This window comes from Elizabethkingia argenteiflava, from assembly GCF_009904105.1.
In the GTDB taxonomy this organism is placed as follows: Bacteria; Bacteroidota; Bacteroidia; order Flavobacteriales; family Weeksellaceae; genus Elizabethkingia; species Elizabethkingia argenteiflava.
In genome coordinates this window covers 1-21,805 of record NZ_JAAABJ010000525.1, presented here as the reverse complement: position 1 = coordinate 21,805, position 21,805 = coordinate 1, and the positions used below count along the sequence as shown (strand labels likewise).

16 protein-coding genes and 1 pseudogene are annotated in these 21,805 nt (G+C 37.3%); 5 read left to right on the top strand and 12 right to left on the bottom strand.

From position 1 onward, the window contains the following. Positions 1–5 precede the first annotated feature (5 nt). A complete protein-coding gene (locus GNY06_RS08515; protein ID WP_166519688.1) occupies positions 6–1,547 on the bottom strand; it encodes a TerB N-terminal domain-containing protein in 1,542 nt (513 codons plus the stop codon). 600 nt (positions 1,548–2,147) lie between these two features. Here GNY06_RS08515 and GNY06_RS08510 point away from each other — a divergent pair. Further along, positions 2,148–3,011, top strand: a pseudogene (locus GNY06_RS08510) (RteC domain-containing protein). A gap of 107 nt (positions 3,012–3,118) precedes the next feature. Here the strand turns inward: GNY06_RS08510 and GNY06_RS08505 are convergent. The 8 genes from GNY06_RS08505 to GNY06_RS08470 form a co-directional block, all read right to left on the bottom strand. Next, complete coding sequence (locus GNY06_RS08505; protein WP_166519687.1) at positions 3,119–3,700, bottom strand: phosphatase PAP2 family protein; 582 nt, start codon at positions 3,698–3,700, stop codon at positions 3,119–3,121. 2 nt (positions 3,701–3,702) lie between these two features. Continuing rightward, positions 3,703–4,092 carry a Sec-independent protein translocase subunit TatA/TatB gene (locus GNY06_RS08500; protein ID WP_166519686.1) on the bottom strand — a complete coding sequence of 130 codons (390 nt, stop codon included), beginning with the start codon at positions 4,090–4,092 and terminating at the stop codon, positions 3,703–3,705. A 29-nt stretch (positions 4,093–4,121) separates the two neighbouring features. After that, positions 4,122–5,336 (bottom strand): TCR/Tet family MFS transporter, encoded by a 1,215-nt coding sequence (locus GNY06_RS08495; protein ID WP_166519685.1) that lies wholly within the window; start codon positions 5,334–5,336, stop codon positions 4,122–4,124. A gap of 49 nt (positions 5,337–5,385) precedes the next feature. Then, complete coding sequence (secD, locus tag GNY06_RS08490; protein ID WP_166519684.1) at positions 5,386–8,274, bottom strand: protein translocase subunit SecD; 2,889 nt, start codon at positions 8,272–8,274, stop codon at positions 5,386–5,388. 437 nt (positions 8,275–8,711) lie between these two features. Then, the gene (hemN, locus tag GNY06_RS08485) at positions 8,712–10,070 is read right to left on the bottom strand and encodes an oxygen-independent coproporphyrinogen III oxidase (RefSeq protein ID WP_166519683.1); all 1,359 of its coding nucleotides are present in this window, start codon (positions 10,068–10,070) and stop codon (positions 8,712–8,714) included. A 161-nt stretch (positions 10,071–10,231) separates the two neighbouring features. Beyond that, on the bottom strand, positions 10,232–11,593 hold the full coding sequence (locus GNY06_RS08480; RefSeq protein ID WP_166519682.1) for an MATE family efflux transporter: 1,362 nt from the start codon (positions 11,591–11,593) through the stop codon (positions 10,232–10,234). 3 nt (positions 11,594–11,596) lie between these two features. Further along, positions 11,597–12,781, bottom strand: coding sequence for a sigma-54-dependent transcriptional regulator (locus GNY06_RS08475; protein WP_166519681.1), 1,185 nt, complete (start codon positions 12,779–12,781; stop codon positions 11,597–11,599). Positions 12,782–13,051: 270 nt separating this feature from the next. Beyond that, on the bottom strand, positions 13,052–13,810 hold the full coding sequence (locus GNY06_RS08470; protein ID WP_166519680.1) for a DeoR/GlpR family DNA-binding transcription regulator: 759 nt from the start codon (positions 13,808–13,810) through the stop codon (positions 13,052–13,054). A gap of 108 nt (positions 13,811–13,918) precedes the next feature. On the opposite strand from GNY06_RS08470, the gene GNY06_RS08465 reads away from it, so the two are divergent. The 3 genes from GNY06_RS08465 to GNY06_RS08455 are packed head-to-tail and all read left to right on the top strand — an operon-like array spanning position 13,919 to position 17,786. Further along, positions 13,919–15,526 (top strand): glycerol-3-phosphate dehydrogenase/oxidase, encoded by a 1,608-nt coding sequence (locus tag GNY06_RS08465; RefSeq protein WP_166519679.1) that lies wholly within the window; start codon positions 13,919–13,921, stop codon positions 15,524–15,526. A gap of 5 nt (positions 15,527–15,531) precedes the next feature. Continuing rightward, positions 15,532–17,028: a glycerol kinase GlpK gene (glpK, locus tag GNY06_RS08460; RefSeq protein WP_166519678.1), complete on the top strand. Its 1,497-nt coding sequence runs from the start codon at positions 15,532–15,534 to the stop codon at positions 17,026–17,028. 26 nt (positions 17,029–17,054) lie between these two features. After that, entirely contained in the window at positions 17,055–17,786 is a 732-nt protein-coding gene (locus tag GNY06_RS08455) for an MIP/aquaporin family protein (RefSeq protein WP_166519677.1), read from the top strand. 348 nt (positions 17,787–18,134) lie between these two features. On the opposite strand, the gene GNY06_RS08450 is transcribed toward GNY06_RS08455, so the two are convergent. The 3 genes from GNY06_RS08450 to GNY06_RS08440 form a co-directional block, all read right to left on the bottom strand. Continuing rightward, complete coding sequence (locus GNY06_RS08450; RefSeq protein ID WP_394350833.1) at positions 18,135–19,316, bottom strand: C1 family peptidase; 1,182 nt, start codon at positions 19,314–19,316, stop codon at positions 18,135–18,137. Positions 19,317–19,475: 159 nt separating this feature from the next. Beyond that, complete coding sequence (locus tag GNY06_RS08445) at positions 19,476–20,336, bottom strand: diacylglycerol/lipid kinase family protein (protein WP_166519675.1); 861 nt, start codon at positions 20,334–20,336, stop codon at positions 19,476–19,478. Between the two features lie 60 nt (positions 20,337–20,396). After that, the gene (locus GNY06_RS08440; RefSeq protein WP_166519674.1) at positions 20,397–20,756 is read right to left on the bottom strand and encodes a hypothetical protein; all 360 of its coding nucleotides are present in this window, start codon (positions 20,754–20,756) and stop codon (positions 20,397–20,399) included. A gap of 152 nt (positions 20,757–20,908) precedes the next feature. Between GNY06_RS08440 and GNY06_RS08435 the strand changes: the two genes are divergently transcribed. After that, positions 20,909–21,232, top strand: a complete 324-nt coding sequence (locus GNY06_RS08435) for a single-stranded DNA-binding protein (RefSeq protein WP_166519673.1) — start codon at positions 20,909–20,911, stop codon at positions 21,230–21,232. Positions 21,233–21,805: the final 573 nt, after the last annotated feature.

Genomic DNA, 21,805 nt, shown 5'->3' with positions numbered 1-21,805 from the left:
TTATTCTATATATTGCTGATAATATAGTCTTTATAATCATTGAGTATGGTAGGACCATCACCTTCATAAACGATGAGAATATCCTGAATATCCTCCATTGTCTTCTCATTTATGCTATCGGTTATAACACCGATAGGCAGACGGATACCACGGAGGTAGTTCTTCCAGTCACCTGCATTTAAAAGCAAGTGTAGAAATTCCCGCTCATCCTTGGAAAACATGGATTTATTTTCCATGGTTGCCGATGGTTCATCCGTTATTTTCGTAGTGCCGGCGGGCTGTTCTTCTGAATAAACTAGATCTTTTTCCACATCTTCTTCACTCAGAAGCGCATCTCTTATGACAGCTGCGTCAGATCTTATTTTATCCAATTTAGAAAAATCAACCTTTATCTTGGGACGCGCTTCTTCAGCTTTTTCCTGAAAGTAGCTATTTATCTCCTGCTGAATGGCATTTTCAACTATAGGGTCGGACATTTTTCCGATCATTGAAGATTTTATATTCATACTGATCCGTAACTTCCGGTCGGTCTCATGTAAAATAAGACTGATAAGATCTCCTTTTTTTGGGAAAACTTTCTCTCGGAATGTATCCATCGACCATAATCCTCCCTTGCAATAATAACTCCGTCGCAGGGATATATTGACGGTCTTTTCTTTCGGGCTGTCGGGTCTAAAGAATACAGCAGATGCAAACATGGGATGTGGGCTTCGCTTTCTTAGTCCCAGACAAAGATGCTCGATTGGTTGCCTAAATCTTTGCTCATAAATAGGAACAATGGCCTTAATGGTTCGTGCTACTACGGAGACCACATCATTTGGGTGTTTTTTAAATAACGCTCCGTTCTTGATCTTGTAGGAGGAGATTGCGCATGCTGTTTCGAATAACGCGCTTTCGTCAACCTCTCTATAACTTGATAGCAATAATGCAAGGTCATCTTCCTGCTTTTCTTGAGCAAAAAATTCATCGAAACGATTTGTCAGTCCATAATAAACAACATAATCTTGCATCCAAAGATCCAGATATCGGATTAGTTTGGGTTGACTAGGTCCATAGGCTATCTTCAGATTCTTAAGTGTTTCCAGCCCAACTTCTGGGTTTGCTACACCTATCTGCATTAATATCTCGTAGATGTAGACGAAGATGTAGGACAATGGAACATTCAGATATTCCCCTTGCCGTAACAGTCTCCTAAAAGTAAAGTAGCTTCTGAGCTGTGCTATGTCCATACTTCGGTAAACGGGAAAATATTCAGAAAAAGGAACGATTTCCGCATCGTCCTCATAGCCCTCCATAAACAGGGCATGTTCATAAAAGGATTTTTTGCGCATCAATGACCATGGCTCTTCTTCGAACATCTGGATAAGCTGCCTGATCTGCTGCGGTGCATTTTCGATACCTTTCATCTTCGGAATAAACATCCCGTTTTCAACACGTAAGATTGAAGGCACATAATCCCAATTATGCGAATTAGATCCTTGCGATGCTCGATTTTCATCAACATCATAGCATATCTTTTGATCAGTATAATATGAATTTCCGCTCATCAAAACTTAGAATTATATGTAAAATTAACTATAATAAAGAGTTAATTGACAGCACATAAAAGCAAAAGAATGTCACTTTTCGGGACGCATTTATATTGTTTTGAACATTATCAAGAATATATGTGCTACCCAGACTTATTCAGTGAATTTTGATAGCATTTTTTGACTTTTCTATATTCTCCAGAAAATACTCTTGATAATTTAAAGGCAAAGCATTGATAAGTGATGTTTTTGGCACTTTTAGTACTATATGCTTTTTGATTGCACTCCTTAACTTTATCCATAACTAAATTTTTATTATCAAGGTGCTATTCTAAGTGATTTTTCTTCAATTTATTGTATTATGGATCATGAAAAGTCAGATATCATAAAAATTCTGGAAAATTTTAGTGTATGATGAATGACTGTTTATGTATAAAAAAATGGAAGCTATCCATAGTTTTTAATGGATTGTTTTTTATAATTATTTGGAAGACATTCACCATCCCTATTCACCATTCAATCTTTCAATTAATAACTAAAAAGAGGATTGATGAAGAGGAAAAACCAGATATTTTGGGATTTCCTTGGAAACAATAACTCCGACATTTCAATTAACGCATGGAAAAATTTTACAACGAAGCGATTCATAAATTGCAAATATCTATCAATGAATTGGAAGTAGAAAATGATTATTCTTTACTCCGTATTGAAGCTGTTATTCACCTCATTATCGAATGCCTTTCTGATATAAAAGCATTTATTTTAAAACGTAGGTTCAAGGATGTAAACGAGGAAATCCGATTTTTCAAACATCAAAAGCCAGCTATTGTTTCCCAGCTTATTTACTACAACGAAATATATAAGATTGAGACAAAGAAGCCTAACGGAACAAAGCTTGTGAAAAAGTGTCTCACTAAAGAATAAAAAAAACTTAAGAAATTCTTCGACAACAATCTTGATTTTTATAAATATTACCGCACCAACAATTCCTATCTGGATGAAATGTTGTTTATTAGAGGTAAAAACGATATCAAGTTATGCCTTGATGCATTTTATTTCGAAGCTAACCATTATTTTTCCACTTCACATGATTATAAGGTGGCTAAAATTATTGCTAACGATTTGATCCAAGTTTACTTGGAAAATCCCTTGAATAGTAATATCCAGAAAAAAACACATAATGGTTCTTCCTTAAATTGGACAGCAAGCAAAACAGCGCTAACAGAATTGATCTATGCACTTAATGTACAGGGCGTATTTGATAATGGGAATGCGGATATTAAGAATATCGCTAGAAAATTTGAAGTAGCGTTTAATGTTGATTTGGGGGATTTCTATCATAGGGACTTTACGGTATCTTCTTGTTGCGAGCATGGCGTAAGATTCAGTATGTTTAGTTTTCATAGATTTTTTGTAAAAACAAGTGCCTTTACAATTTATTTCTCCTTTAAAAACAAAGTATACATCTTGCCCAAGCCTTAGCGATAACAATACAAAAATTGAAAAACAGCCTCCTAAGTGTATCTTTATAAATTCGGTTTAAGTGATTTGAGCAGGCTTAATAAAATAAAAAAGTGGTCCCAGCGGACTTACATCCGTATCCGATTATCTATTGGAAGACTTAATTTTACTAATTTTATTATCCAAAAGCCTCCTAAACTTCCCAATAAAAGCCCCATTACCATGCCCACTGCAACATCACCTGGAAAATGAACACCCAAATATATGCGGCTGTAAGAGACTATACCCGCCCAAACAAATAAAATATAAGGTAAAAAGCGATAATAGCGTTTGAGTAAAAAAGATAAAAAAGTAGCCAAAAAGAAAGTTGTACTCGCATGAGCAGAGTAGAAGCCGTAGCTTCCCCCACACTCCACCAGCCTCATAAAATGAATAAGCTCTGGATCGTGACAAGGTCTTAGACGCTGTAAACCATATTTAAAAACATTGGCTAACTGATCGCTTATCGTAACCCCGAGTGCTATAAAGACAAGAACCCATAGCAGATTCTTTATAGAATATCGCCGATACAGCGACCAAAAAAGAAATGCATAAAAAGGCATCCATAACCAAGGATTCGTAAGATGGAGCCAAAAAAAATCGAAATCTGAGGAACCTAAACCGTTGAGATACAATAAAAGTTCTTTATCATAATGAATAATCTTCTCCATGGCTAACGACTCACTGGACCTAAATGCTCATCACTCAAGGGATCTATTTTCTTATCCTCCTCCAACGATGCCTGACTTTCTTTACCCGATACAGATAAAGGATCGCTAACACCTGTATTTAAGGATTTTTTAACTTCCTCTATTGGTTGCTTAACCTCTTGCATAGGATGTATATCGGCCACGCTCTGCCTTACTTGATCTATTTCTTTTTTAATATCTGAGATAGGATTATCCGCTTCCTTAAGTATCTCGGTTTTAATCTCCTCCATAGCACCTTTCATTTTACGCACACCCTGGCCTAATTCACGCGCTATGCTGGGAATTTTATCGGGTCCAAATAATACCACGATGACCAATGCCACCACCAGTAATTCTCCTATACTAAGTTCCATATGTCAAAATTACAAAAGATTTTTTTATTTTATTTGTTTTTTCTGAAATGACTATAAGCAATAAATGTAGAGCCTCCCAACATGAGGAATCCTATAAAAAAGGGAATACCTGGGAAATGAAAAGGCGCTGAAGGCTGCGTAAAAAAGAAAAACAAATTGGTCATTAAAGGAGGTCCTATAATAGAGGTTACACTGATTAAACTGGTGAGCGCTCCTTGCAGTTCTCCCTGCTCCTGAGGGGGCACTCTACCCGAAATTACAGCTTGTAAGGTAGGTCCACAGATTCCTCCCAAACAATAAGGGATCAAAAATATCAGCATCATCCAAGCTTGAGAGGCAAAGCTAAACAATAACATTCCTATACTAAGAAAACCCAATCCGTAATATATGCTTTTTTCATTTCCTATTCGGGGTGTAATCCACCGGATGAGCACACCTTGAACTAAACCGGTTAATAAGCCTACGAGGCCTAGCGATAAACCGATTTCTTTTTCCTGCCAGTTAAACTGATACATGGTAAAGAAAGACCAATTACTATTTACAGCATGCGTCCCGATATACACCAATAGTATCACTACTACTAATCCCGAAACTTGAGGATATTTTTTCAGCATAATCAAAGCTCCGATGGGATTGGCTCTTTTCCATTCAAAAGATCTCCTGTCGCTTTTGGAGAGCGACTCGGGTAAAATAAAATAACCGTAAATAAAATTTACCAAACAAAGAACAGCCGCTGCATAAAAAGGCACTCTGGAACCATAATGTCCCAAGATGCCCCCTAATACAGGACCTATAATAAAACCTACTCCAAAAGCAGCCCCGATGATTCCAAAATTTTTAGCTCTGTTTTCTTCGGTACTGACATCGGCAATATAAGCGCTGGCCGTGGTAATACTCGCTCCTGTCATGCCCGCGATCACGCGCCCTATAAATAACCATAGAATACTAGGCGAAAGTGCCAACAGTACATAATCTATAGAAAAACCTAGGAGCGAGATTAAAATAACCGGTCTTCTCCCGTATTGATCGCTCAGATTTCCGACAAAGGGTGCGAATATAAACTGGGTAAATGCATAGGCGAAACCAAGCCAGCCTCCATACCTGGATGCTTCACTAATATTGCCTTGTATCAATTCTTCAATCAGTTTGGGAATCACTGGAATAATAATGCCCCACCCCGTAATATCAATAAGCAAGGTAATAAATATAAATCCTAATGCCTTATTTGTTGTGCTTTTTTCCATGATCTTTAGAAGATTAAATAAATAAAAGCCCCTGTTAGGGGGCTTTTATTTAGGTGTGTAATTCATGCACTGGTGGTGCATCTTTTCTTCTTCCTTTTATACAGTCATAAGCTATTGCAGATGCAATAAAAATGGAGGAATAAGTTCCAAAGCCTATACCTATTAATAAGGCGAACATAAAGCCTTTCATGCTATCGCCTCCAAAAATAAAAATCGCAAGTATTACCAATATGGTAGTGAAGGATGTATTGAAAGTCCTTCCTAATGTACTGCTGATAGAGTCATCAAATAATCCTGCCAGACTGATGGATTTTCGTTCGCGTAAGTATTCTCGAATACGGTCGAATACAATAACCGTATCATTAATGGAATAACCTAATACGGTCAGCACCGCTGCAATGAAATCTTGATTGATTTCCATATTAAAAGGTGCAATGGTATAAAATAGGGAAAATACCCCTAAGATTACGACCGCATCGTGGAACAATGCTGCTACTGCTCCCAACGAGAATTGCCACCTTCTAAATCTCACTAAAATATAGATAAAAATTCCAGATAGAGCTGCCAATACCGCTAAGCTTCCATGAATTTTAATATCGTCGGCAACGGTAGGTCCTACTTTTGTAGAAGATACAATTCCCGCATGTTCTGCATCGGAGTTTCTAAATACTTCAAAAGTTTCATTTTCTGGAAGGTATTTTTTCAATCCTGTATAGAGTTTACGCTCAACTTCAACGTCTACACTGGTGCTAACATCTTCAATTTTATAATCGGTGGTGATTCTTATCTGATTGGAATTTCCAAAAGTCTTTACATCTACAGATTCTTCTTTCCCATCTTGAGTTTTAAACAGGGAAAGTAAATCTTTCTGGACATCGGATGCTACCACTGGTTTATCGAATCTAAGAACATAGCTCCTCCCACCTTTAAAGTCTACACCAAATTTAAAACCTTTTACAAATATAGATCCCAGGCATATAACCATTAAAACAACGGAGAAGAGATAAGACCATTTTCTCTTGCCAATAAAGTCAATCCAGATATTCCTGAACAGATTTTTGGAGAATTTTGTCCATACCGAAATAGTTTTACCTTTAGTTAATCTACTGAAAATCATAACCCTGGATAAAACAACTGAGGTAAAGAAAGTCATCAAAATACCGATGATTAAGGTTACCGCAAAGCCTTTGATTGGTCCTGTACCAAATACATACAATACCAAAGCGGTTAGTAAAGTAGTGGCATGACCGTCAATAATCGCAGATAATGCGTGTTTAAATCCATCTTTATAGGCTTCTAGGATGTTTTTCCCGGCAAATAATTCCTCTTTTGTCCGTTCGTATATAATAACATTGGTATCTACAGCCATAGCCATGGAAAGAACAATCCCCGCAATCCCCGGTAAAGTAAGGGTTGCATCGATGGAATCCATAATACCAAATACATAAAACAAGTTGATAACCATAGCGATTACAGCATAAACACCAGCCATGCCATAATAGAAAATAATGTAAACCATGATAAGCGCAAAGGCAATTATAAAGGAAATGACCCCTGCATGAATAGACTCTGCACCCAAAGAAGGTCCCACTACGTCTGCCTGAACGATTTTGGCCGTAGCAGGGAGTTTCCCAGAGTTTAATACATCTACTAAATCATTCGCCTCTTGCTGGCTAAAATTACCCGTGATGACAGAGCTGCCATTCGCGATTACAGCATTTACCCTTGGTGCTGTATAAACGTTTTCATCCAAAGTTACCGCGATAGGCCTTTCCATATTTTTCTCGGTAAGACTTTTCCAGATCTTGGTACCCTCAGAGTCCATTTGCATCCCTATTTCAATCCTTCCAAATTGATCGTAATTGATGCGAGCCTCTTTTACAGCACCATCTAAAGGCGCTTTGTTATTCACTGTCCCTCGAATAGCGTATAATGTGAGATAATCGGGTGCCTCAGATTCGGGTTTTGCCCCCCACATAAATTTTGTGAATCTAAGATTAGCAGGTCGAGTTTTAATGGCCTGTACACTGTTTAACAATTTATTTACAGTGGCCGTATCAGATAGTTTCACCTTGGCTACCCCAGACATGACTTGCTGCAAATTCAAGGTACTCATAAGATTCATATTTCTATTAATCCCTATAGAGTCTCCCTTACTCATGACAACAGAGCTCAGTCTCTGGAAGTAAGGGGCTATCTCCTCAATGCTTTGCACCTCCCAAAACTGGAGCCTTGCAGAAGTCTGCAATAGCTTTTTCACCCTGTCTATATCTTTAATACCTGGCATTTCAACTAAAATACGCCCAGTCCCTGGCACTTTCTGTACATTGGGTTGGGTTACGCCTAATTTATCGATACGGGTACGAATGACTTCAAAAGCAGAGCTTGCTGAAGCCTCTATTTTCTTAGAAATAATCCTTTTGACCTCACTGTCTGGAGTATTAAACTTAATCTGATCACTTAATTTCTGATTCCCAAAAATTTCAGTATTAGAAAGTTTTATATCTGTTTTCTTTTCCTTATTCACAGCATCAAACTGTATAAAGAAATTCTCTATGTAAGTTTTGGTAGAAGTTTTTTGAGCAATATCCGCTCTATTTAACGCCTCTATTAAAATAGGGTTGGAAGAATAATTGGTTAAATCATTAATTAGATCCCGCTGATTAATTTCCAATAAAAGATTAATTCCGCCTTTTAAGTCGAGCCCTAGCTTCATTTCTTTTTCCTTGGCAGAACGATAATCCAGTTTTGTAAACCCCAGATTAAGAGTGTCTTTGGATAGTTTTTCTAATTCTTTTTTATACCTAATCTCATTGCCTCCAGAAATTGCAGATGCTTCTTTCTCGATTCTATTTACATAGAAAGTAGGCAGGAGTTCATTAATGCATATCAATCCCAAGATAATAGCAATAGTGGTAATGAGTCCTTTTCCTTGCATTTTTTTATGATTTAACGAATGTTTTTTATGGATTATAAGGCGCAAATATAACGATTTTTACTATATTTTAACAACTAATCGCGCCTCATTAAATAAATAAAAAAAGGGCAATAGTGAAATCATCATCATCTCCTAAAAATTCACTTCAAAAAACGCCCCCTATGGGTATGCGGACTAAAAAAAATACTTTTTGATTAGGACTTTAGAAAACTGATTTTAAATGACTATTTTATAGATGCTAAATTTTATAGTCCAGAGATTGCTCAGAAAAAGAACGCTGGTATTTTTTCTAAGCCTGAAACTGTTCATCATTTTTTATAAACGACGAGTATCTCAAATAGATCACAACGCTCAAACCCTATATAAACAAGCCCATGTTCTAGTTTAACAAGTATTTTAAAAACATCTAAGCCCTGCTTATCTTACCTCAAAACAATTTACACTGTCATTGAGAATATTCTGGTCTCAGGCTGTTTACGAAGCATCCGCAAATCAAAAGTCATGGTAACATTCCGAGTAAAGGCACGTCCGGCTGGGGTAATTTTGATTTTGTCATGAGACAATTCAACCAGTCCATCTCGCTGCATCTCCTGTAATTTTTCGATAGCGTCTTCGAGTTCCGGAAAGCTCGTATCACTTCCCCAAGATGTCTCTAATCGGCACATAAGATTGAGAATGTGCCGGCGAATAACCAAATCTTCCTGATTGAGTACATGCCCCTTGATCACAGGAAATTCTCCATTGTTCACCAATTTTTCATACCCTTCCACTGTTTTTTCATTTTGAGCAAAAGCATACCAGCTATCGGATATTCCGGACATTCCTAAACCAATCATCAATTGAGTTTTGGAAGGGGTATAACCCATAAAATTGCGGTGCAGATTCCCCTTCTCCATGGACTGGTAAAGATCATCATGCGGTAGAGCAAAATGGTCCATACCAATTTCAAAATAGCCTAATTCTTCAAGCAAATTTTTACCCTTTTCATAGAGTTTGCGCTTTTCATCGCCTGAAGGCAAATCGTTCTCATCAAAACCTCTCTGGCCTACTCCCTTTATCCATGGAACATGAGCATAGGAATAAAAAGCCAAACGATCGGGTTTTAAATCTAGTGTCTTGCGAATGGTATTTTCCATTCCGTTCCAATCTTGAAAAGGCAAGCCGAACACCAGATCGTGACTTATCCCAGTGTAGCCTATTTCTCGGGCCCAATTGGTTACATTTTTGACATTCTCAAAAGGCTGTACCCTATTGATAGCTTTCTGAACTTTTTCATTGTAATCCTGCACTCCAAAACTCACCCTTCGAAAACCTAAGTCATAAAGGGTTTTCAGGTGTTCATAGCTCGTATTATTAGGATGTCCTTCAAAACTGAATTCAGGTGCTGGGGCTATTTCTACGGTATCAAAAATCCCGATTAATAGTTGCTTCAAGTTCTCTGGAGAGAAAAAGGTAGGTGTACCTCCACCCAAATGAAGTTCTTTTAACTTGGGTCGCTCATTGAAAAGACTTAGATAAAGTCTCCACTCGTTTAGCACTGTATTCAGATAAGGCTCCTCTACAGTGTGCTGTTTGGTTATTCTTTTATGACAGGCACAAAAAGTGCATAATGATTCACAAAAAGGAAGATGAATATAAATGCTAATCCCCTCCTCTGCATTGGATTCTTTAAATGAACACACTACAGATTTCTTCCACCGCTCTACCGAAAAGCTCTCCATATCCCAATAAGGAACAGTTGGATAAGAGGTATAGCGTGGACCTGGAATATTATATTTATCTACTAATGAATTCATGTTACAAAAATACGAAATATCGAAGGCTTTTCCATAGATTATTTACTAAATAAAATCAGTTTATTTCTCCTCCTATCAGGGAAAACATACCTCATCTATACCTCTTTTACATTACAGCCTACAAACCAAAGTTAAGATCTTATGTTAAGAAAAGTAAAGTTTTATAAATTAACACTTATTTTCCTGCGCGAAAGCTTCCAAAATCTAACGACTAAAAATAAAGCCGATATCGTTAATCCCAACCCTAAAGCCATCCACATTCCTACGCTTCCCATTTTTAATACAACACATAAAAAGTAACCTAAAGGTATGGTGATTACCCAATACGCAATAAAAGTAATTATACTGGGTATTTTTACATCCTGAAACCCCCTTAGACAACCGAGACAGGTCACCTGGATACCATCTGAAAGCTGAAAAAGTGATGCTATTATGAGTAATTTTGCCGCTATATACACCACTTGAATGTCATTATCTTTAACAAAAAAGTAAGGCAAGATATTCCTGCCTATGATAAAAGCTAAGCCACAAAGCAGCATAAAAAGAAACGCTATTTTGAGATTATTGATGCCTACAGCTCTTAATCCCATAAAATCTCTCTCTCCTAACTTTCTACCTACCATAATCGTAGAGGCTACACTAAAGCCTACACTTAGGTTAAAGGTAAAAGAAGCTAGCGTTAGCGCTATTTGATGTGCTGCTATATCGACAGAACTCACCAAACCGCAAATAAAAGCCGCTCCTGCAAAGGCGCTAACCTCAAAGAAAAGTTGTAAGGCCGTAGGAAGCCCCAACCTTAATAAGTTAGCAAACATTTTTTTAGAAAACCCACTAATCTTTAGATGAAACACTTTTATATATTGGGAAGTTCTTTCATCACGGTATAAAATAACATACAGGAATACCACCATAAAAACTCTGGCGATTAAAGTAGCCAAGGCAGACCCCCTTACTCCCATTGCAGGAAACCCCATCTTCCCGCTGATAAAAACATAATTTAATATAATATTTACAATATTGGCAGCGATGGTAGCTTTGGTGACGCCCATAGTAAAAGACAAGCCTTCAGAAACTTCTCTAAAGGTTTGAAAAACCATAAAAGGAATCATACTCAATGCCATGACCGACAGAAATTGTATGGTTGCCGGCATAATTTTGGCAGGTTGATTCATGTGATAAAGCAAAGGCATTCCAAGTAAAATCAGAATCATCATTAATAACCCTATACTGATATTAACAATAAAACCGTGGCGAAATACACTATTAATCCTATTGTGGTCATTTCGGGAGTGAGCCTCCGAAACCAATGGTGGTATGGCATAGGAAAAGCCCATCGCAAAAACAAATGCGGAAAAAAACACAGAATTTCCTAAAGCAACAGAAGCTAGCGCTTCTCCCCCTAATAATTGCCCCACAATCATATTGTCGAACAAGTTCACAGAAACCTGTCCCAGCTGAGTAAGCATTACAGGTAATGCGAGCTTCAAAGAAGCCCGCGTATATTCTTGATCTAAAAATTTCATAAATTATTTTTGCACAAATTTGGAAACATCATCTGCAATAACGGGGTTTTGCCCCAGAATGATCAATCGCTCTACCACATTTCTTAACTCCCGAACGTTTCCTGTCCAACTAAAGTTTTGCAAGGCTTTTATCGCCTCTTCGCTAAAGACCTTTTTAGCATTCCCTTGTTCATCTGCAATAAGCTGCGCGAAATGCTCTACCAACAAGGGTATATCACTTTTACGATCATCCAGCTTGGGAACACGTATTTCAATAACAGAAAGTCGGTGATAAAGGTCTTCTCTAAATCTACCTTTTTCTATTTCTTCCAAAAGATTTTTATTGGTAGCGGCAATAACGCGTACATTTACTTTAATTTCTTTGTCACTTCCCACAGGGGATATTTTACCCTCTTGCAATGCGCGCAGGACTTTAGCTTGGGCAACCAGACTCATATCTCCTATTTCATCCATAAATATGGTGCCGGAATGAGCCAGCTCAAACTTACCTTGTTTATCCTTGATAGCACCAGTAAAAGAACCTTTCACATGTCCAAATAGCTCAGACTCTATCAATTCTGAAGGGATCGCCGCACAGTTAACTTCTATCATGGGACCTTTTGAACGTTCTGAAAGATCGTGAATAGCGTGAGCTACTAATTCTTTACCCGCTCCATTGGGTCCCGTGATGAGCACACGGGCATCGGAAGGGGCTACCTTTTCGATCATATTCTGAATCTGCTTCAAAGGTTCAGAATCGCCTATCATTTTGTATTTTTTGGTAATTCTTTTTTTAAGCTGCTTATTTTCTGTAAGCAAAATATTTTTTTGATATTGCAACGTCTTCCTATCCAAGGCATTTCGCGTACTGGTAATCAACCTGTTAATATCAATAGGCTTAGAAATAAAATCATAAGCCCCATCTTTTAGACATTTTACAGCGGTGTCTATATCTGCATGACCTGATATCATTACAAAAATAGCATCCGGCTTTATTTCTAAAGTTTTAATTAACAATTCATTCCCCGCCATTTTGGGCATTTTAATATCCGAAATGATTAACGCGAAGTCCTCTTTTTCGATTAATTTAAATCCCTCCAGACCATCCTCAGCAACGACTATATCATAACCTTTGCACTCCTCTTCAAGAATGCTGGATAAAACGCCAGAAATAGCTTTTTCATCCTCGATAATAAGAATTTTTTGCATAGGGACAAAGATAAGAAATGCTTTTCAATTAAAGCCTGTTTTTAGCGTTTTTTACAAGGAAAAAAGGAGCTATACCCTATCCAAATACACCCTATAGAACCATGCATTGATTTTTTTGATAACAGATGGTTTAGCATAATCAACAAAAAATTAGAAGATCAAAAAAAATGAAGGTAATCTATTGCGAGAAGCCTATTAAATAAAGGCCATAAACTTTAGTGGTACTTCTCTACTCGCCTTACCTTGGAACGCAATCCTCCAAACCTATATTTATTCAGCCATCACCACTGCTACCCCTAAATCTTCTAGTTTCGCCTTTATTTCAATATCTATATGTTTATCGGTAATAATGGTATCTACCCTGTCTATATCTGCGATTTTACCAAAACCCTTTTTATTGACTTTAGAAGAGTCTGCTAATACGATAACTTTTTCAGCACATGCGATCATCGCCTGATTGAGATGTGCCTCTGCAGCGCTGGAGCAACTAATTCCAAAATCTAAATCAATGCCATCGACACCTAAAAAAAGCTTTCGGCAAGAAAACTGTTTAAGGACTTCTTCTGATATAGACCCTACAATGGATGCTGAACTCTTGCGCACCTCCCCTCCTAACTGTATTACGACAATATTGGGCATGGAACAGAGTTCCAGTGCGGCTCTTAGAGAAGACGTTAATACCGTTAATTTATGAAAACGCTCCAAAGCTCTGGCCAAATAATGCATGGTAGTACCGGAAGCTATGATAATAGAATCGTTTTCATCGATCATTTTAGAAGCTGCTTTGGCAATTACCTGTTTTGATTCTACATTAATATTTTCTTTTTCATTAACGTTTTCTTCATAAGCAAAGCGCGATTTTTTGCTAGCACCCCCATGTGTTCGGTATAACAAACCTAAGCTTTCTAGATAACTTAAATCCTTCCTAATCGTTACTGAAGATACATTATATTTCTCGCAGAGATCTTGCACCAATAAATATTCTTTTTTTTCCAAATCCTTTAAGATTTTATTGTGTCTGGCTATCATTGAATTTTTGTTTTTATATGCTTTCAAATGTAAAAAAAATCACAGATTTTATTTTTAATGTTTCGAAAAATTTCATATTTTTACAAAAGTCATATTAAACGAAACAAAATGAAAAGAAAAGAAGAACTCAGAAAGATTTTACAAAATCAAGAATGGGATTTTGTGATTATTGGAGGAGGAGCTAGTGGCCTAGGTGCTGCACTAGATGCAACGACTCGCGGGTTCAAAACCTTATTGCTAGAATCACATGATTTTGCAAAAGCCACTTCCAGCCGAAGTACTAAACTGGTACACGGCGGCGTGAGATATATGGCACAAGGTTATATAGACCTTGTGAAAGAAGCTTTATTTGAAAGAGGGCTCTTGGCAAAAAATGCAGCACATCTCGTTAAAAACCAATCTTTTATCATACCAAACTACACTTGGTGGGGAGGATTTTATTACAAAATAGGACTGTCTATTTACGATTTCCTAGCTGGTAAATTAAGTTTAGGAAAAACAAAATACCTCAATAAGGCAAAAACTATTGAAAAACTGCCTAATATAGAGCAAAAAGGTTTAAGCAGTGGCGTTCTCTACCAGGATGGTCAATTTGACGATTCACGTCTGGCCATAAATTTAGCTCAAACCATAGTGGAAAAAGGAGGTACAGCGATCAATTATACTAAGGTGGTGAATCTTATAAAAAATGAGAACAATAAGGTTACAGGAGTAGTGGCGGAAGATCAATTTACAAAAGAGCACTACAAAATCAACGCTAAGGTAGTGGTTAACGCTACTGGAGTTTTCACCAATGAGATTCTTACGATGAACGATCCGAAACATGGAAAATTCGTCGTCCCTAGTCAGGGAATCCACTTAGTGCTAGACCAATCCTTCCTGAAGAGTAATGACGCGATCATGATACCTAAAACATCTGATGGAAGGGTACTTTTCGTCGTACCATGGCATGGAAGAGCTCTGGTAGGAACAACAGATACATTAGTAGCCGAGCCGAGTTTCGAACCAAAAGCTCTGGAAACTGAAATAGGTTTTGTTTTGCAAACCGCTCATCAATATTTATCAAAAAAACCTACAAAAGAGGACGTACTCTCCGTTTTTGCAGGCTTACGACCTCTAGCCGCTCCTAAAGATGGCAGCAAAAGCACAAAAGAGGTTTCCCGAAGCCATAAAGTCATTACTTCCGAAACGGGACTCATTACGATTACCGGAGGTAAATGGACGACTTACCGACAAATGGCAGAGGATACTATAGATAAAGCTATTGAAGTACATCAGCTCCCAAAAGAGCTTTCAAAAACAAAAAATCTTTCTATCCACGGAAATATGCTTGCTGAAAGTGTAGATAGAAGCAATCATTTATACGTATACGGTTCCGATATTGCAAAACTAAAAACTTTAGAAAAAGAAAATCCTAAATTCGCAGAAAAAATCCATCCACAACATGAGTTTACAGTAGCCGAAGTCATCTGGGCTATTAGACATGAAATGGCTGAAACGATAGAAGATGTGTTGGCGAGAAGAGTACGTCTTCTGTTTTTAGATGCTAGAGCAGCTATAGATTCCGCTCAAAAAATAGCGCATATTTTTGCTAACGAAAGAGATTGGAATCCGCAAAAAATTGAACAAGAAACTAAAAAATTTATTGCATTGGCTCAAGAATATCTTTTAGTGCCTTATCACCCTACTGAATTAGAAAAAAAACAAGTAAATTAATTATAATGAATGAAAAGTTAATTTTAGCACTTGACCAAGGGACCACCTCTTCACGCGCAATACTTTTCGATAAAAGCGGAGAAATTAAATTTGTATCCCAACGCAGTTTCGAACAAATTTTCCCCACCCCAGGCTGGGTAGAGCACGATCCATATGAAATTTGGTCTTCCCAAATTTCAGTGGCTGCAGAGGTAATAGCAAAAGCGGGGATTTCTGGATTGGAAGTAGCTGGAATTGGAATTACCAATCAAAGAGAAACCACTATAGTGTGGGATCGCCATACGAGTGAACCTATCTACAATGCTATTGTTTGGCAAGATAGAAGAACCTCCAACTATTGTAATGAATTAAAAAAACAAGGACACGCCGACAATATTAAAAAGAAAACCGGACTCGTTTTAGACGCCTATTTTTCGGCCACCAAATTAAAATGGATTCTGGATAATGTTCAAGGTGCAAGAGAGAAGGCTGAAGCAGGTGATCTTTGCTTTGGAACAGTAGATACCTGGCTTATATGGAAATTAACCCGGGGAAAAATGTTCATTACAGATGTGTCGAACGCTAGTAGAACAATGTTATTCAATATTCGCACATTGGATTGGGATGATGAATTATTAAAACTCTTCGATATTCCACGGGCCATGCTCCCTGAGATTAAACAGAGCAGTGAGGTCTACGGGGAAACTTCTACCACCTTGTTTTCTACAAAAATTCCAATCGCTGGCATAGCAGGAGATCAGCAGGCGGCTTTATTCGGTCAAATGTGCATCCAACCGGGCATGGTGAAAAATACATATGGTACAGGCTGCTTCTTACTGATGAACACGGGGAAAGAGGCGGTTTATTCTAAAAATAATCTGCTCACCACGGTAGCTTGGAAAATCAATGGTAAAGTTAATTATGCCCTTGAGGGAAGTGTATTTGTAGGAGGAGCTGCTATACAATGGTTAAGGGATGGCTTAAAAATTATTGATCACGCTTCTGATGTTAACCAACTGGCCTCGACAGTAGAAGACAATGGAGGCGCTTACTTTGTGCCTGCGCTCACAGGTCTAGGCGCTCCTTATTGGGACCAATATGCACGTGGCACCCTGATAGGCATAACTCGCGGTACGACCAACGCTCATATCGCAAGGGCTACTTTAGAAGGGATAGCTTTTCAGGTTTATGATATTGTAAAAGCTATGGAAGCAGATGCTGACACTAAAAGTAAAGAATTAAGGGTAGATGGAGGGGCTTCTTCGAGCGACTTGCTCATGCAAATACAATCCGATTTATTTGGCTTTAAGATTATACGCCCGAAAACACTGGAAACTACGGCTCTAGGAGCTGCTTATCTCGCTGGTCTGGCCGTAGGCTTTTGGGATAGTATTGAGCATATTCATGCTCAACACGTAGTGGATAAAGAATTTCAGCCGAATTTAAACGAAGAGAAATCCAATAAAATGTTAGAATCCTGGCACAAAGCGGTAAAACGCGCTCAAAGCTGGATAGAAGAATAAATAATAAATCAAGTAAAAAAAATTATATGACACCATTTCTAGCAGAATTACTCGGGACCATGTTGCTTATACTTTTGGGCGACGGCGTTGTAGCCAATGTGGTTCTTAAAGGGACTAAAGGAAACAATTCAGGATGGATGGTTATCTCCACAGCATGGGCTTTAGCGGTATTTATAGGAGTTACTGTCGCAGGCCCCATCAGTGGTGCCCATCTGAATCCGGCTGTAACAATCGGATTAGCCTATGCGGGGAAATTTCCCTGGGAATCCGTTTTACCCTTTATAAGTGCTCAAATGATAGGAGCCCTCATAGGTGCCTTTTTGGTATGGCTATTCCATAAGGATCATTTTGCAATTACCGAAGACGAAACGGCTAAGCTTGCTTGCTTTAGCACTACTCCGGCTATTTCAAAACCCTTTTCCAATCTCACCAGCGAAATTATTGGCACATTTGTACTGGTTTTTGTAATATTTTATATTAGCGATGCTAATATAAAGATAGAAATGGATTCCTCTGCAAAGATAGGCTTAGGTAGTGTAGGTGCTTTACCTGTAGCCTTCTTAGTTTGGGCTATTGGCTTATCCTTAGGAGGAACTACAGGCTATGCCATCAATCCTGCAAGGGACTTAGGTCCTCGGATCATGCACGCTATTTTACCTATTAAAGGTAGTAGTCAGTGGTCGTACGCATGGATTCCTGTAGCAGGTCCCATCCTAGGAGGTCTGATTGCTGCTTGTTTATTTAAAGTACTCCAATAGTTTTAAACCTCATTTCATCATCGGTAGCTTTTTCTTTTATCACTTATATATTAGCGCAATTTGCTGATTTTATTAAAGAAAAACATCCAGAATTAAGGTTAACCTATAGGGATTCTACTTATTAGAAACCAGGGGTCTTCAGGCATCACTTATATATCTTAAAAACTTGTGCTAAAAAATAAAAGTAAAAAATGACAGTATTGATCGCTTCTTTGCTTTTTTTAGGTTCAGGATAACGATCAATTATCCACTCAGGTTTAAGCTCAGTGAGCCCTATTAAAAAAAACGAATAAAAATAGCCGATGCACATCGGCTATTTTTCACTAATAAAAAATTCTATCCAATACCCTATATTCCGATCCCTGTCTTAGGCTTCATTTTATTTATAATATCTTTTGGAATGGCATTTTTATGCACAAGAATTCCAGTAGTTTTGTATTGAACATAAGGCTTTGTTACATATAGATAACCCTGAAAGTCATTGGTAAGCCCCCAGGAATTTTTCACCATATAATATTCTTTCCCCGTTTGATCCTTGGCTAAACCTACAATTTGCATACCGTGATCATCGGTAGTGGTTAGATTATTCAACGCTTCTTGCCTCATATCTTCGGTAATTTTTTTATCAGGCCTGGAACCTTTAAAAAGACTGGCCTTAACCTCTGCATCGATATGGTTTAAATCGATATCCGGTACATAAGCCACTCCGTTCTTATAAGAAAAATAGGGTTCTGAAACATCCGTAGCCCATCCGACAGAATAACCCTTGTCTACTGCATTGTCAATAATTTTTGTTAGATCTGCCATAGGTACATTCCACATGCTATCATGACTCCAGTTATCGGGTACAGGAGTTACAAAGCGCTGGTAATATGGATAATCCTTATAAGAAGTAAGTTCTACATAATCATCTGGATTAATCCCTACCACCTCCTTAGCGAATGTTTGCGGCGTGTAACGCTTGCCTTTATAGGTGAACTCCTTGGGTGCCTGACCTAGATAACTGTCTATAACATTATCAACATTCTCTAACCAATTAGGAGAAAGCTTTCCTTGTGGATTTTTGACATAAGTATCCAACATGGATTTTATAACTGCCTGCATCTCTCCAAAATTATTTCTGGTCTGCCCCAAAGCTAAACCTGAATAGACTTGCTGAGGAACGGCTCCATATTTTCTATACATATTAATAACATCGTGTAGCTCTCCTCCATCACCCCATTCAAGCGCTCCTCCAAATAACACATACCGCTTTGCTTTATCGCGATAAACATTACGAGCTGTAAAAATTTCTGCTAAATCGACTACAGGTTTTCCCATTCTTATCATTTCAGACTCTATAAAGGAATTTCCGGAATAACTCCAGCAAGTTCCCGAGGAACCTTGGTCCTTAACCGAAGTTCTTCCGACTTCCTTGAGAGTTGTGAACTTAAAATCTGGATTTTCTGACTGGTTACTCTTTAAACTATTGATCAAGTTATCTTGAGCAAAAGCCAGACTGCCTACCGTAAGTAAAGTAAGCAATAACATTTTTCTCTTTTTCATTGTAATATTAAATTAAATTACCAAAACTACTTGTATACAAATAAGTAGTTCAAATTTAATTTAATTTGTTACAAAAATGCTATAAAAAATACAATATAAGAGAGAAAGAGTGAAAATCTGCTTATACGCAAAGTACTGCTGAGTTTAGGAAACCTGATTTCCTAAAACATTTAAACTATGAGGCAGCACTTTTATCTCTACAGGAGAGTTTATGTTTAAACCTTCCCCATCTAAATGCCAAGCTTTTGAATTTTCCACCTTACAGCTCAGTTTAGAAACTCGAAAATAAGTGAGATAATGACTTCCTTTTAGACTTTTGGTAAACATTCTAAAAGCAAAATTAAAGGAGTACCACCATGGGAATTTTTTAACCAATACTATATCCACCATACCGTCTCTATAATTAGCCTGTGGTGCTATATAAGCATGATTGCCAAACTGGCGGGTATTGGCAACATTCATCATTAGATAATTTCCATTATAGCGCTTATATTTTTCTTCAAATTCCACCTGCACAGGCTGATACCCAAAAAATGTTTTTAAGGTAGTTTTTAAATAATTGGTAAATCCACGACTGGTTTTTTCAAATCTGTTAATCACTTCAGCATCAAATCCTATTCCCGATATATTAATAGATAAATGGTTATTGATCATAACGGTGTCTATTTTATAAAATCTTTTGTTTTTTATTTTTTGTAAAAGATCTGCTATATCTTGAGTAAATTGAGTTTCGTTAGAAAAGCCATTCCCCGATCCCAAGGGAAAAGCTGCCAGGATTTTATCTGTATTAATTAACTTTTGAGCCACCGTAGAGATGGTACCATCGCCCCCTACTGCTACAAAAATATTTGCACAGTCAAAATGGGCATCTATAAATCTATGTGTATCTTCTATAGATTGTGAGAGCAAAAAATTGGCTTCTGGATATTTTTTTGTAAGTTTTTCTAAAAAAGATTTATACTGTTGTTTGGCCGAAAACGGATTTATGATAAATACTGCATCCATGAATTTGAAATGTCAAAGGTACAAAAAAAGCCATCAGCTTTAAAGGCTTAATGTATATTCTTATGGATGACTAGATCGGTACTTTCTCACCAATAAAATCCAGTTTTCTTCCAGTATTTTATACCCCTGATCATACACAAATCTATACTCAGAACCATTCTTATAGATAATAGTTTGGGTAATAAAATTAAAATCAAAACCTAAAGCCACTAGCTTCTGCCTCGATACTTTAGTCTTACCCTCTTCATTAACCTGACAAAGAATACGATAATTTTTGCGCAAACGATTATGGGTATTGCGCATGAGATTAGTATAGTCTTTATTGTGTTTATTGTTATAAGCATTACGACAGCCGTCCGAACAAAATTTCTTATCAGAACGTCCTAACATCTTATCTCCACATTCAAGACAAACCTGCATGGCTATTTTATTAAGCTTCTCAAATATAATAAATTATTCATTTACAAACGACTACAAATGATTATAAATATTTTTTTACCGATTATATTTTTGGATTATAGGCAACTTTGGATCAGCAAAATCATGGAAGTATAACCTTAAAAACCAAAATCATGACACTGAGAAACAAAGTTATTTTATTCGGACACACGGGTAAAGAGGTAGAAATCACTCAATTTAACAAAGGGATGAAAGCATCCGTAAGTTTAGCTACAAATGACTATTATACCAATACCCAAGGAGAGAAAGTAGAAGAAACCCAATGGCATCAATTGATAGCTTTTGGAAAACTGGCTGAAATATTTGAAAAATATGTAAGCAAAGGAAAAGAGATTGCTATTGAAGGTAAGCTAACCTATCGGGAGTATGAAGATAAAGAAGGTATGAGACGTTTTATAACCGAAATTAGAGTAGAGGAAGTGCTGATGATAAAATAACATAGATAACGAATCAAACCCCAGGGATGGCTTTTGAAAAGTCATCCTTTTGGGGAATAAACTCCCTGAAAGAGTTTCGCATATGGAGTATATGAAAAATACCAAAAAAGATTTTTATTTCTATATAAATCGATTCATCTATGGGTAATTAGAACTGATGACAAATTTTAAGCCTTATCATTCATAAAAAACAAGATGATCATACATTTATGGAAAGGGAATAGATTTCCTGGAATACTTAAGTAACAGAAGTTATATACCTATAAATCGAGGCTAAGAATACTTTGTGCCCCATGTTAACCTGAGATATTAAAAGCATAAACTAAATGTAAGCAATTGAACATCGTCCGCATATAATTCAAACGACCAGCAATAGAAATTAAAAAAAATAAAAGGACACTGACCGAGGGTGTATCGGAGGGTGTATCGCGAACTGTGTCATAAATAGGGAGTGTCACCCGAACTGTGTCAGGTTCTAAATTAATGCTCCTCAAAAGCTGTTTTTTTCCTTGAGAATTCTCTCTCCAAATTTAACATAAAGTTGTGATAATGCGATACCCCAGTTATGGATAG

Coding starts and splice junctions, on each gene's coding strand:
- GNY06_RS08515 (WP_166519688.1), bottom strand. CDS start 1,547: ATGAGCGGAAATTCATATTATACTGATCAAAAGATATGCTATGATGTT.
- GNY06_RS08505 (WP_166519687.1), bottom strand. CDS start 3,700: ATGGAGAAGATTATTCATTATGATAAAGAACTTTTATTGTATCTCAAC.
- GNY06_RS08500 (WP_166519686.1), bottom strand. CDS start 4,092: ATGGAACTTAGTATAGGAGAATTACTGGTGGTGGCATTGGTCATCGTG.
- GNY06_RS08495 (WP_166519685.1), bottom strand. CDS start 5,336: ATGGAAAAAAGCACAACAAATAAGGCATTAGGATTTATATTTATTACC.
- secD (WP_166519684.1), bottom strand. CDS start 8,274: ATGCAAGGAAAAGGACTCATTACCACTATTGCTATTATCTTGGGATTG.
- hemN (WP_166519683.1), bottom strand. CDS start 10,070: ATGAATTCATTAGTAGATAAATATAATATTCCAGGTCCACGCTATACC.
- GNY06_RS08480 (WP_166519682.1), bottom strand. CDS start 11,593: ATGAAATTTTTAGATCAAGAATATACGCGGGCTTCTTTGAAGCTCGCA.
- GNY06_RS08475 (WP_166519681.1), bottom strand. CDS start 12,781: ATGCAAAAAATTCTTATTATCGAGGATGAAAAAGCTATTTCTGGCGTT.
- GNY06_RS08470 (WP_166519680.1), bottom strand. CDS start 13,810: ATGATAGCCAGACACAATAAAATCTTAAAGGATTTGGAAAAAAAAGAA.
- GNY06_RS08465 (WP_166519679.1), top strand. CDS start 13,919: ATGAAAAGAAAAGAAGAACTCAGAAAGATTTTACAAAATCAAGAATGG.
- glpK (WP_166519678.1), top strand. CDS start 15,532: ATGAATGAAAAGTTAATTTTAGCACTTGACCAAGGGACCACCTCTTCA.
- GNY06_RS08455 (WP_166519677.1), top strand. CDS start 17,055: ATGACACCATTTCTAGCAGAATTACTCGGGACCATGTTGCTTATACTT.
- GNY06_RS08450 (WP_394350833.1), bottom strand. CDS start 19,316: ATGTTATTGCTTACTTTACTTACGGTAGGCAGTCTGGCTTTTGCTCAA.
- GNY06_RS08445 (WP_166519675.1), bottom strand. CDS start 20,336: ATGGATGCAGTATTTATCATAAATCCGTTTTCGGCCAAACAACAGTAT.
- GNY06_RS08440 (WP_166519674.1), bottom strand. CDS start 20,756: ATGCAGGTTTGTCTTGAATGTGGAGATAAGATGTTAGGACGTTCTGAT.
- GNY06_RS08435 (WP_166519673.1), top strand. CDS start 20,909: ATGACACTGAGAAACAAAGTTATTTTATTCGGACACACGGGTAAAGAG.